The 13012-nt window shown below is 52.8% G+C and carries 10 protein-coding genes; 9 read left to right on the forward strand and 1 reads right to left on the reverse strand.

Going from position 1 to position 13012, the window contains the following annotated elements; genetic code table 11:
- Positions 1-196: 196 nt before the first annotated feature.
- The 5 genes from IR195_RS15975 (at position 197) to IR195_RS15995 (ending at position 7822) form a co-directional block, all read left to right on the forward strand.
- Entirely contained in the window at positions 197-1399 is a 1203-nt protein-coding gene (locus tag IR195_RS15975) for an efflux RND transporter periplasmic adaptor subunit (protein WP_206048053.1), read from the forward strand.
- On the forward strand, positions 1396-4494 hold the full coding sequence (locus IR195_RS15980) for an efflux RND transporter permease subunit (protein WP_206048054.1): 3099 nt from the start codon (positions 1396-1398) through the stop codon (positions 4492-4494). The genes IR195_RS15975 and IR195_RS15980 overlap by 4 nt, the downstream gene beginning before the upstream one ends.
- Positions 4494-5918, forward strand: a complete 1425-nt coding sequence (locus tag IR195_RS15985; RefSeq protein WP_206048055.1) for an ATP-binding protein — start codon at positions 4494-4496, stop codon at positions 5916-5918. Before IR195_RS15980 ends, IR195_RS15985 begins: the two co-directional genes overlap by 1 nt.
- Positions 5919-5934: 16 nt before the next feature.
- A complete protein-coding gene (locus IR195_RS15990; RefSeq protein WP_206048056.1) occupies positions 5935-6654 on the forward strand; it encodes a response regulator in 720 nt (239 codons plus the stop codon).
- Positions 6655-6802: 148 nt separating this feature from the next.
- Complete coding sequence (locus IR195_RS15995; RefSeq protein WP_206048057.1) at positions 6803-7822, forward strand: alpha/beta hydrolase family protein; 1020 nt, start codon at positions 6803-6805, stop codon at positions 7820-7822.
- On the opposite strand, the gene IR195_RS16000 is transcribed toward IR195_RS15995, so the two are convergent.
- Positions 7799-8923: a helix-turn-helix domain-containing protein gene (locus IR195_RS16000; RefSeq protein ID WP_206048058.1), complete on the reverse strand. Its 1125-nt coding sequence runs from the start codon at positions 8921-8923 to the stop codon at positions 7799-7801. The two genes, IR195_RS15995 and IR195_RS16000, sit on opposite strands and share 24 nt — an antisense overlap.
- Before the next feature lie 152 nt (positions 8924-9075).
- Here IR195_RS16000 and IR195_RS16005 point away from each other — a divergent pair, with 152 nt between their 5' ends.
- The 4 genes from IR195_RS16005 to betT all read left to right on the forward strand — a co-directional run bounded on the left by IR195_RS16005 (position 9076) and on the right by betT (position 12867).
- Positions 9076-9429, forward strand: a complete 354-nt coding sequence (locus IR195_RS16005; RefSeq protein ID WP_206048059.1) for a DUF805 domain-containing protein — start codon at positions 9076-9078, stop codon at positions 9427-9429.
- Between the two features lie 13 nt (positions 9430-9442).
- Positions 9443-10075 carry a hypothetical protein gene (locus IR195_RS16010; protein ID WP_206048060.1) on the forward strand — a complete coding sequence of 211 codons (633 nt, stop codon included), beginning with the start codon at positions 9443-9445 and terminating at the stop codon, positions 10073-10075.
- A gap of 122 nt (positions 10076-10197) precedes the next feature.
- A complete protein-coding gene (locus tag IR195_RS16015) occupies positions 10198-10614 on the forward strand; it encodes a type 2 periplasmic-binding domain-containing protein (protein ID WP_338073798.1) in 417 nt (138 codons plus the stop codon).
- 204 nt (positions 10615-10818) lie between these two features.
- Entirely contained in the window at positions 10819-12867 is a 2049-nt protein-coding gene (gene betT / locus IR195_RS16020) for a choline BCCT transporter BetT (protein WP_125751088.1), read from the forward strand.
- Positions 12868-13012: the final 145 nt, after the last annotated feature.

Below are 13012 nucleotides of genomic sequence, written 5' to 3' on the forward strand. Positions count from 1 at the left end.
TTTAGTGCTTTGCAAAATAATAATGACAGGTATTGTAGGCCCGTCAGCAGTTAAACCGCACGATGCAGTGATGCTTAACGGGTTGCACACTATTTGCACATTACTTACCTAATCATTGCTTGCGTATCGGTGATGCTAGCATCATACGCCATTTTCTCTGGAATTTTCGCCCTTAGCCAACGGATGCCGCGCGGTAATGACCTCCCCTCACTTTCACGCCCCCTCTCAACAAGGCCGTATCGGTTTCGGCGCATTGGCAGCGCTATTGGTTTTCGTTGGCGGCTTAACCTTAGCTTGGTGGATTATCAGCCAGCCGCCTCGTGTTGAGCGCCGCCCGCCACCACCCGCAGCGCCTCCACTAGTGGATATCATGACGGCTGAAGAGCGCCTGCAAGCGCCGATGCTTAACGGTTTTGGTCGAGTTGAAGCAGAAAAATCCACCATGTTAGCCAGTCGGGTGGCTGGTCAGCTAGAGCGCTTTGGCGAAGGCGTTCTTCCAGGTCAGGTCGTCGAACAAGGAGCGCCAGTTGCTTATATCGATCAAGCTGATTTACGGCTGGTTCTCGAAGATGCTGAAGCGCAGTTGGCCAACGCGCAGGCCCAGTTAGCGCTAGAACAAGCGGAGCAACAGCGCGCCCGAAGTGAGTATGAATCGTTTGGCCGCCAACTCAGCGCTGAACGCCGTGCATTGGTGCTACGTGAACCACAGCTACGCCAAGCTCAAGCGCAATTAACACAAGCACGCGTGGTGCGAGACCAAGCGGCGCTTAATCTTGAGCGTGCCACGTTAACTGCCCCTTGGCGAGCCATGGTGCAAGATCGCTTGGTTGGTGCAGGAACCTTGTTAAGCCAGGGGACTGAAGTTCTCAGCTTGGTCGGTGTCGAACAGTTTTGGGTTCGCGCCTCGTTGCCGGGGGACGTTTTGGGTTGGCTAACGCCAGGCAGCCGCGTCACGCTTACCAGCCAAGGCTGGCCGGAAGGAGCAAGCAGAGAAGGTAGCTTAATTTCTATTCTGCCAAACCTGGAAGAGAACGGCTTACAGGCGCAGCTTTTGATCTCCGTGAACGACCCACTGTCGCTTGAGCAAGATGGCCCTGCGCTGCGTCTTGGCGATGTGCTACGTGTTGCCTTTCATAGCACAACCCAGGAGCCGCTCATCGCCTTGCCTTCTGCCGCACTGCGTCCCGGTGAGCAGGTATGGTGGGTAGACGATGAAGATCGCCTACACAGCACCCATGTCACCCTGGCCTATCGCGGGCAGGAAACGGCGCTGGTACGCAGCGGTTTAGCCCCCGGACAACGGGTGGTTATTGCCGGTTTGGCGCAACCCCGTGAAGGCCAACAAGTCCGCATTCGCCAGCGTGGAGATACCCCAGCTAGTGATGAGGAAAGCCCATGATTCGCCGTGGCCCACTCGCCTGGATGGTCGACCATAGCGTTGCCCCTAACCTGATGATGGTGCTGTTTATCGTCGGCGGTTTAATGGCATCCTTGGCCATCAAGAAAGAGGTTTTCCCGGAATTTGAAACGGAAATCATCCAAGTTAGCATCAGCTATCCCGGTGCCACACCGGAAGATGTTGAGCAAAGTTTGCTGCTCCCGGTTGAAGCTGCCATTGCCGACGTAGAAGGCATCGATGAATTAACCGCCAGCGCTGGCGAAGGTAGCGGCGTGGTCAGCGCCACGCTGATCGATGGCGTTGACGTGATGCGAGCCTATCAGGATATCCAGCAAGCCGTGAATGCCATCACCACCTTGCCTAACGCTGCGGATCCACCACGTTTTACCCTCTCTGGCCGCTCTCGTAGCGTGGTGAGCCTACAAGTGTATGGCTCGGTTGGCTTAGCTGCACTCCATGACGCCGCGGAGGATGTCCGCGCAGAACTGCAGGCCACTAGCGGTATTTCCCGAGCAGAACTCTCTGGCAACCGAGAACGTGAAATCCAGGTGCTGTTGGATGAAGAAGCTATTGAGCGCTTTGGCTTAGACCATCAACAGCTTGCTAGCCGTATTGCCGAAGAAGCGCTCGACCTCGCCAGTGGCCAGCTCACTACCGCCGAAGGCGAGTGGTTGATTCGCTACCAGGGACGCCGCAACAGTGCGGATGAGTTTGCCGCACTGCCCATTCTCACCACCGCCCAAGGTTCACCCGTTGTGTTAGGCGATATTGCTCGCGTAAGCGAAGGATTTGCTGAGACCGACCGCGAGGAGTTCTACAACGGCGAACAGGGCTTATCGGTGGATATCTATCAGATTGGCGATCAAACGCCGACGAGTATCTCAAAAACCGTATACGGAGAGCTGGAGCGGCTGCGCGAAAATCTGCCCAACGGAATACGCCTGGATGTTTCCAGAGATAGCTCAGAAATCTATGAAGACCGCCTAAATCTGCTGCTAAAGAACGCCTGGATGGGCTTGGCACTGGTGCTAATTCTTATGGCACTGTTTCTTGAGGCACGACTGGCCTTCTGGGTAACGCTAGGTATTCCGACGGCATTTTTGGGTGCGATGCTATTTCTGCCCTGGATTGGCGTCTCACTCAATATGATGTCAATGTTCGCCTTTATTATCGCCCTTGGTATCGTCGTGGACGATGCCATTATGGTCGGTGAAAATATTTACAGCTACCGGGAACAGGGCTATTCATTACGCGATGCCGCGGTGAAAGGTGCTCAAGAAATCGCTACCCCGCTAACCTTTGCGATTCTGTCTAATATTGTTGCGTTCCTGCCACTCCTGTTTTTACCCGGCTTTTTAGGGCTTATTTTTGCTACCGTGCCTGTGGTTGTTATCACGGTATTTCTTATTTCCCTGGTGGAAGCTCTATTTATACTGCCTGCCCACCTCGCCCACGCCAGCAAACCTCGCAAAACACCGGCCTGGCAGCGCCCTATAGAAGCCATTCGGCTACGTATGCAAAAGGGCTTACACTACTTTACTTACCAGCAGTTTGAACCATTTTTACAGCGGGCGCTTAGCCAACGCCTGCTAACGGTATCCCTAGGCGTCGCTTTACTATGCGTTGCGCTTGCCTGGGCAATGAGCGGTAGGCTTGGCTTTTCACTTATGCCCAGGGTGGAATCGGACCAAGTTCAGGCCAGCGTTACCCTGCCGATTGGCAGCAACATAAGCGTTAGCCGCGAGCTAAGCCAACAATTGCTCAATGCCGCCGAGCAACTTAGCGAGCGCGAGGCAACCCTCAGCTTTAGCAGTACCCGCAGCAGCCTGGATGGTGAGAGCCTGCAAGTGCGCCTGGATATCGCCAGAGAAAGTTTAGATGCTTGGCCTCCATCTCGAATTGCTCAGGAGTGGCGTGACTTAACCGGCGACTTAGTCGGCGCGCAATCAGTGCGTTTTGAGTCCGACTTCGGAGGCCCCGGTAGCGGCGCAGCGCTAAGCCTACGTTTATCCCACCCAAATACCCAAGTGTTGGAAGCGGCCGCTGCGCAGTTGGCTGAACAACTGGCTGAATATGGGTTAACCGATATCGACAGCGGATTGGGAGACGGCAAACCGCAGCTCGAAATGCGCCTATCTGCCGAAGGACGCGCGTTAGGGCTAACAGGCAGCGACCTAGCCCAGGCGCTACGCGGCCCGCTTCAGGGTGCTACTGCCGTAGAGCAGTTTATTGGCCGTCGAGAAGTCAGCGTTGAGGTACGCCTGCCAGAGCAAGATCGCGATAGCCTTAATGAGCTTTATCGGCTGCCGATCCGGACCCCCGACGGCCTGAGCGTTCCGCTGTCACGCGTGGCAGACATTACGTTAAGCCAAGCTTCCAGCAGTCTTCAACGTATCGATGGTCGGCGAATCATTACAGTGACCGCAGACTCGGAAGGCGACCAAGCAATTAACCAGGTGCTCGCCACGCTACAAGAGGATGTTTTCCCCACGCTTAGCAATACCTGGGCAGGGCTTGAAGTCAGCATGGGCGGTCGGCAACAAGATACTGCTGACAATTTAGCCACGTTACGCAACGCCATGTGGTTAATGCTGGCCGCGCTATATGCATTGTTGGCGATTCCTTTCCGTAGTTACTTTCAGCCACTGCTGGTACTAGCCGCTATTCCGTTTGGTATTGTCGGGGCCGTCGCGGGCCATATGCTAATGGGGTTCGGATTATCGATTATTAGCCTACTCGGTATGCTGGCTCTTTCAGGCGTGGTAATTAACGATGCCCTGGTACTGATTGATTATGCTAACCGTAAGCGTCGTGAGGGCATGGATGCTCGTGAAGCGATTGTCGCCGCGGCGACCCGCCGTCTACGGCCAATTATGATGACCACGCTCACCACGTTTTTAGGCTTGGCACCCATGATTCTAGAAACCTCTCGCCAAGCGCGCTTTATGATACCCATGGCTATTTCGCTAGGGTTTGGCATGCTATTCGCCACGGTTATCTTGTTACTGGTAGTGCCCTGCCTCTATTTGGGTTTAGAAAACCTGCGCGAACGACTCAGCAAACCACCCCAACCAAGCCATGAGGGCGCCAGCTAATGAAATTGTTCGCTTCGCTACGCCAGTGGCGCCCTTCTCGGCTGGGTCTAAAGCTTTTTGTGGCGATTTTAAGCGTCAACGTAGCCATTGCAGCGAGCGTTTTTTTAGCAGTCACTTACAGCATTGATCGCGGCTTTTTAGAATATCTCAATCAAGCCCAAGAACGGCGCGCTAGGCTGCTGGCGGATGGGCTAATTACTCGCTGGGAAACCCAGCGCAGCTGGAAGTGGTTGGAGCAATCGCCGGAACGTTGGCCCTATATTGTGCGCTTTGAGCTGGGCCAAGAGCACCGTGACCGCCCTTCCCCCTTGGGCGAAGCTCAGGACTTCGCTTTACGCAACAGCGACGGCCACTTCGTCGTTCCACCTGCTGAGCGCGCACGCGGCTCAAACGGATGGCGGTGGCTCACCCTGTATAGCAACGTGGCCTCAAGCGGAAACAATGAGGCGATTGGCGAACTGGGGTTTCGTCCTCCACAAGACATGATGGAGCGCATGGAAAGCCGCTTTCTGGAGCGCCAGCAGCGCAACCTGGGGCTTATTGTTATTTCTCTTGGGTTGGCATCGCTGTTACTGGCAGGAGGGCTTTCCTGGTGGCTAGGCCGACGCACCCGAGCTTTGGCAGGCGCAACGCTGCGCTTAACCGAAGGTGATTATCACACTCGGTTACCAGAACGCGGCAAAGATGAGCTTTCCAGTTTGGCACGCGATTTCAACGTATTGGCGGCCACCCTAGAAGCTAGCCGTGACGCCAGAGCAAGATGGGTATCAGACACAGCGCACGAGCTACGCACCCCATTGGCAGTCCTGCGTGGTGAAATCGAAGCGATGCAGGACGGGATTCGTCCGCTAAACCAGGAAAACCTTGGCTCACTTGCTCAGGAAGTGGCTCAACTGGAACGGTTGGTCACTGACTTAAGGCTGCTTTCGCAAAGTGATGCGGGCGCATTAGATATTCAGCTAGCGCCAATGAACCTTAGCGAAAGCTTGAAAGGCCGTTTATCCGATGCCGACCGCTGGCTAGAAGAGAGTGGCTTGGCACTGTCCAGCCAGCTTACCCCCGATATCATGATACAAGGGGATGCCCAACGCCTACGCCAACTCTGGAATAACCTGCTGGATAACAGCTGCGCCTATACACAACCACCAGGAGAGCTACGGGTTTCATTAACCTGCGAGACTAACCATGCTGTGATTATTTGGGAAGACAGTTCCCCGGGCGTGCCTGAAAGCGAACTTTCACGTTTAACTGAACGCCTATACCGCGTGGAAGGCTCACGTAATCGCGCAAGTGGCGGCAGCGGGCTGGGGCTTTCCATTGCTAGCGCGTTAGTTAACGCCCATGGCGGAACACTGTCGCCTGGCACGTCTGAGCTAGGCGGCCTGAAATGGACGCTGCGCTTTCCGCTATTTATTGCCTGTTAATCTAAGCGAGCTGACTATGCCTGAGAATAGTTTCCCCCAAGACACCTCACTGTTAATTGTTGAGGACGAACCTAAAATTGCCCGCCTAATGGCGGACTATCTGGAAAACAATAATTTTGCCCCGACAGTCATTGCCAACGGCAACGACGTTATGCCTTGGCTAACCCAGCACGACCCTGCATTAGTGCTGCTAGATGTCATGCTTCCTGGTAAAGATGGACTAACGCTGTGTCGAGAAATCCGTCAACACTGGCCTAACTTACCCATTATTATGGTGACCGCGAAAGTCGAGGAAGTTGATCGTTTACTGGGCTTGGAGCTAGGAGCAGACGACTATATTTGTAAACCCTTTAGCCCCCGCGAAGTGGTTGCCCGCGTAAAAGCCGTATTACGCCGTAGCCAAGCCGCGACGCAAGACGATGACGCCTCTATCACCACTCCACAAGCGCCGGTGACACTCGATGAAGAGGGCTGGCAAGCACTTGCCAATGGGCACGACCTTGGCCTCACTGCCGTAGAATTCCAACTATTGCGCGTTATGATGCAGTCTCCGGGACGTATCTTCAGTCGCGAGCAGCTAATGGATCACATGTATAGGGACAACCGCATTGTCTCGGAGCGTACTGTAGACAGCCACATTAAGAAGCTACGCAAAAAAATCCATGAAGCACTGCCCGAGCTAGAGATTATTCGCTCCGTTTACGGGGTTGGATATAAATATCAGCCAGAGGGGTAGTCGTCGCTCTTCGTTAGTTGCAGCTATTCCAGAAGGCGTTTAGCGAGCTTTAAACCCACGGATGCGTCCTTGATCCTGTTTTAGGTCGCTGCGTGTCTTGGTGTTCCCCATAGTGATGACGTTGGTAATGACTATGAGGAACAGTGCAATGAAAATACTGCTGGGTTTGATGTTATTGATGCTTTGTATGACGGACCAGGCATCTGCGCAGTCGGCGGTGGGCTTTGATCAAACTATCTTATACGCAGACAGTGATCGCCCTTTGGAAACCAGTGTTTGGTATCCATCCCAAACGACTTCTCCAACTGAAAGGGTGGCTGACACTCCAGCGTTTTTGGGTACAGATGCCATACGGGGCGGCACTCCGTTAGCGGGCACCTTTCCGTTGGTTGTGGTCTCACATGGTTATCGTGGCAACTGGCGTAATCAAAACTGGTTAGCCACCAAGCTGGCGCAAGAGGGGTTTATCGTTGCGTCACTTGATCACCCAGGCACCACGAGCTTTGATCATTCCCCGCTAGCTGCCGCCCAATGGTGGCAACGACCTCACGACCTGTCTCGCTTATTGGACTGGCTGTTAAAAGAGTCTTACCTGCTGCCATATATCGATACGCATAACATTTCAGCCATCGGCCATTCACTGGGCGGCTGGACGGTAATGTTGTTAGCAGGCGCGCAGTTTGATCGTGGCCAATTAACAGCAGCATGCTCAACCCAAGAGAACCCGCGAGTCTGTGGCCTCATGCCGGAATTGGGTTTAAACATCCCCCAAGCAGACGAACCTACGGGCAGCCTGAAAGATGATCGAATCAAGCGTGTTGTCTCTTTAGATCTGGGGTTGGCACACAGCTTTTCTCGTCAGAGTTTGCAATCCCTCACGACGCCGACACTCATCATGGCTGCCGGCGTCGATATAGGTGACACACCGCAAGAGGAGGAGTCGGGCTTTCTGGCGCAGTACATTCCAGCGAGTCAGCAAACGTATATTGTTTATCCCTATGCGACCCATTTCAGCTTTATGCAACGATGCAAACCGGGGGCGATTGAGTTAATCGAAGAGCAAACGCCGGGCGATGGCGTTATCTGCCTAGACGGTGATGGCTACTCACGGCAGGAACTTCACCAGGTCATCTACCAAGATATTCTAGTCTTCATCGGTGCCCATTAAGGCCGTATCTTTACCCGCCGCTTCGCGCCGAAACGCGCTGGGCGTTTGACCGGTGACTCTGGAAAATTCCCGATTAAAATTAGATTTGGTCTGAAAACCCGAGTCTAGGTAGATCTGGGTGATGCTGCTATCGGTGGTGGTTAATAATATTTTTGCTCGCTCAATGCGGTATTCGTTAACCACTTGGGAGACATTACGCCCATAAACCTGATTAATCGCAGCGGATATCTGCCGCGCGGGTATACAAGCTTTACGTGCGAGCCGATCCAAGGTCAGATCAGGATCGAGAAATACTTCTTGAGTAGAGAGCAACACGTCTATCTTGTTCACTATGTTGCTGACATTCAGGTTTGTGGCATTCAGGTTTGCTGCATTCAGCCCCTCTTCCCCATCGTCATTGAGTTGGTTGTAAGATTTATCTTTTGGGACTACTGCAGGCGCTTCTTTATCGTCTTGAGAGAGTGTTTCGTTAATCCTCGGCGCGATGCTCAAGCTCACCATAATCACTGCAATAGCGAGTATCGGCAGTAATACGGCATGGCCGATAGTGAGAATCGTCAGTGCATGAGCACCCGCAAAAAACTCAAAATCAACGACTAGAGCGCCATCAATACACGCCGACATCAAAAGCATCACACCCGCCATGCGTTCAGCTTTTAACGCCTTGTCGATATCGGAAAAGCGTACTTGCTCGGGAGGGAGCGACGTTTTAAACGAGGCATGAATTAGCGCGATACCGTATCCCACATAAAGCAGCGTCAACGCAGGATCTAGAGGCGGACGCCAGAATGGGTACGTCAGGGAGCCTAAGGTCACCAATACGGGGGGTATTACATGCCAGACTCGCAGCCTATAGCGTTGATGTGCACTGGAAAAGCAGTACCAGGCCGTAATAGGAATACAGGACGCAAAGATAGGCTGGAATAAGCGCAACAGCGGCCAATCAAATGTCCAACGTAGGCCAACCACCGTCGTTGTTAACGCACATAGGGCGATAAAAACAAACGCCGATGGCGTGGATTCTTCACGGCGCATAAACAATAACACCGCCAATATAGACAACAGCAGGGCCACCACAAAAGGCAATGGAATAGCGATCATTTCCGTTCCGTTGGGTTTATTGATCTTTGCTTAACGCTCGTCATTTTGTCCTACATCCCTTTCCTGGACGTCCTCGAACCTGATCGAGGACGCAGACACGCTAACTAAGACGTACTTTTTACGCATCAACAGCCGCTGGATAGGAGAAAAGTATGCACTGGTATTTTGATGCTTGGCAGCGTTACGCACAATTTTCAGGAAGGGCATCACGAGCAGCTTTTTGGATGTTCTTCCTAGTGAACAGCCTTATATCGATGGCGTTTGCTTTAGCGGAAACCTTCTATCAATCGACATGGAAAATAGAAGCGATTTACAGCCTAGCGATTTTTCTGCCCTTGTTGTCTTTAACCGTGCGAAGACTGCACGACACTCAGCGTTCTGCTTGGTGGTTGTCAGTGATCTTGATTCCCGTCATCGGCATGGTGATGTTGCTCATCTTACTAACCTTACCGAGCGAGCCGCCCCTCACCGATATGGATTCCCCACAGCATGGTAATACGCTTTAAGTTGGAGAAGACAATGAAAGATGTTGATAACCAGCCCCATTTATTTACCCTCTTGTGCACACTGCTAGTCTTTTTAACATTGCCAGCTTACAGCCATGCTACTAATAGCCCAGGCTCGACGGTGCAAGATGAGCAAGTGATGCTAGGTGACATAAAAGGCGTGGTGATTATTGAATCACCAAAAACAGGCGCTTTATTACAGCTGCGAGGTATTGCCGGAAGAGGCATGCTCATTAGCAGAGAAACGCCCACCCAACAGCAGGATGAAGCCCACTGTGTATCTGTACCGATGCGTTTCGCCGCGGGTGACTTTGGCGGTTCTAGCATCGGAATTCGCTCAGTAGAGCCGATTCAGCTAGTGATTTATGACGACGAAGTCATGCAAAAACTCACCGCAGGAGACGAAGTTGTCAGTGAAGACTACGACATCACAGGTCAAAATGAAGCCAGGCTGGGTGATATCAAAATCATATCTGGCTTAACACTCAGCTACGGCTTCGTGCTCAACCCAGGCGAATGGTCTTGGCTGTCAGCGTTCGGACAGGCTCAAAATGAAGTGAGCTGTGAGCGTCTCAATATCAATGGTACAGACCCCATTGATAGCGCACTGGGTAACAACAGAAAGCTTGTGACACTTGAGCCGTAGCAAACGGATGGCATCTGCACATAAGGCCTTGGTTATTGCACACTTCATGCAAACGGCTTGCACTTGGCAAGGCGATACTGACACCGTCAATCAAACAATCGTTAACCAAAAAGAGAGATGTTATGAACATGTCACTTCGCCAATTATTTGCTCCTGCACTGCTTGCCGTGGCCCTTATGCCTTTAGCCTTCAGCGCCAATGCCAGCCACCATAGCAATGCAGCTATTGACCGAGAAGCAATGCAAGAACGCATGGAAGAGTACCGCCAAGAAGCTTATCAACGCGCCGGTTTAAGCGAAGAGCAGCAAACGGCGTTAAACACAGCACACGCTGAACACCGTGATGCCATGCTGTCGCTACGCGAAGAGCACCAAGCTCAGGTGGCCGAGATCCTAACCGAAGACGAGCAACAAGCGCTGCGCGATGCTATGCGCGAGATGCATGACGAGCGCCGCCAAAGTGACGGCGCTCACGGCAAACGTGATCATGAGCGTCGTGGACACCACAGTGAATCTGCAGCGGAAAGCACACCAGAGTAAGCGTTTATAAAACGTTAAACCTCACTCTAACGCCCGGCCTAGCCGGGCATTTTTGTTTTTACACGGCTGAAAAGCGCTTTATCCGCAGGTCTGAAAGCTCCCCGTCGACTTGAAGTGAGTACTTAAACCGCGTATTTTATTTGAACGTTCATTCAAAAATAATGCTGTTTTTAATTCTTGTCTTAACAACAGGAGTCCGCCTCCATGGCGAAAGACAACCCCAACCTCCCCTCACGCGACCGCCTCAACCCCGTGGTTTTCCACGGAAGCGTGGCGGGAATTCTGCTTTTCTTGATTCTTACCATGCTGTTTACCGAACAGGCTGGCGCTTTCTTCGATGCTGGGCTTGCCTGGGTAAGTAAAACATTCGGCTGGTACTACATGCTGGCGATTGTGGCTTATCTGGTATTTGTGGTGATGATTGGCATGTCGCGCTTTGGCAGCATTCGCCTAGGCCCGGATCACTCACGGCCTGAGTTTTCGTTGCTATCGTGGTCAGCCATGCTGTTTGCTGCAGGTATCGGTATCGATCTGCTGTTTTTCAGCGTTGCTGAACCGGTCGCACACTATCTGGCACCACCTGATCTAGCGCCTGAAAGCCAAGAGGCCATGCGTCAGGCCGTCGTTCAAACCTATCTGCACTGGGGGCTTTCCGGCTGGGGGCTGTACGTGTTGATGGGTATGGCGCTGGCCTACTTTAGTTACCGCCACCGTTTGCCACTGGCGATCCGTAGCGCTCTCTATCCAATTTTAGGCAAGCGTATTCACGGGCCAATCGGTAACGCCGTAGACATTACCGCGGTTGTCTCCACTGTATTCGGTATCGCCACTAGTCTGGGTATTGGGGTGATGCAGCTCAATTACGGCCTCACCTATATGTTTGGCGTGCCTGAAACCCTCACCGTGCAGGTGATTCTGATCGTTCTGGTCGTGGTGTTGGCAACCATTTCCGTGGTGACTGGCGTCGAGAAAGGCATTCGCCGTCTTTCTGAGTTCAACATGCTGCTCGCGCTAGGGCTAATGCTATTTGTACTCTTTTCAGGCGACACCCTGGTCCTATTAGATAAAGTGGTCAATAACGCCGGTGACTACCTTTCTGGGTTTGTGGGTGCCAGCTTTGACACCTACGCGTTTGCCGATGAAGGTGCCCAAGAGTGGAAAATGTGGTGGACGATCTTCTTCTGGGGCTGGTGGATTGCCTGGACACCATTTGTCGGCCTGTTCTTGGCACGTATTTCACGTGGCCGTACCATCCGCGAATTTGTCGCTGGAGCGTTGTTTATTCCGCTGGCCTTTATGATGGTATGGATGTCGGTGTTCGGTAACAGCGGCATTGAGTTGGTAGCCAATCAGGGTGTGGTCGAACTGGGTGAACAGGCACTTAACACGCCACAAACGACCCTTTATACACTGCTTGAGTACTACCCTTACGCAGGTCTTACTGCCGCCATCGTAACAGTACTAGGCATTGTATTCTTTATTACCTCTGCCGACTCTGGTGCACTGGTACTGGCCAACTTTACGTCTATTTTGAGTGACGTTAACCACGATGCGCCGATCCGTCTGCGTATTTTCTGGTCGGCAGTAATTGGCTTGATCACCATTGCCCTGTTAATGGCTGGCGGCTTAAACGCTCTGCAAAGCGCGGTGGTAATTACTGCCCTGCCTTTTTCCTTGGTGATTTTTGCGGTCATGGTGGGAATGTATAAAGCCCTGAAGCTGGAGGGCAGCAAGGCCGATGCACGCCGCATGATTGCCGGTGGCGCGCCCGGCGGCGACTGGCGTGAGCGTTTGGACCGTGCGCTGGATACCTCTAACCGTGCAGGTGCCGCGGCAACCATTCAGCACTCTATTCGCCCAGCGATGACGCAATTTGCCCAAGAACTGGAAAGCCGTGGCCAAACCGCCAACGTTACCGAAGAGCATCTTGATGGCGAGTCACTTCCCAATCTGACACTGCAGGTTGACCTGGGCGATGCCACTAGTTTTGTCTACCAAGTATGTCCGCACCGTATGCGTACACCCAGCTTTATCCCTGCGGATGATGACTTCTATGTGCGCTTGGACGTGTACTTAGCTGAAGGCGGTCAAGATAAAGACCTGAACGGCTATACCCGTGGTCAAGTGATTGGTGATCTCGTGGCAGAGTACGAACGCCATCTACACTTCCTTACTCTGGCAGGTCAACAGATGGGCCATGTGCAAGCAATGCCAGGCACCATCGGTGAACCGCCGGAAGACTCGCAGATATAAGCAAGCATCTGCCCTTAGCTTAAAAAAATCCCAGCCAAGCGGCTGGGATTTTTGTGCGCGAACGACACGACGACGAACGGCTTGTTGTGCAAATTTCATCGCAGGCGTAGCGTAATGGCTTGTTTTCGCTATTTTTAGGAGGCTC

Origin of the sequence: Vreelandella venusta, from assembly GCF_015689495.1 — a bacterium.
In the GTDB taxonomy this organism is placed as follows: Bacteria; Pseudomonadota; Gammaproteobacteria; order Pseudomonadales; family Halomonadaceae; genus Vreelandella; species Vreelandella venusta.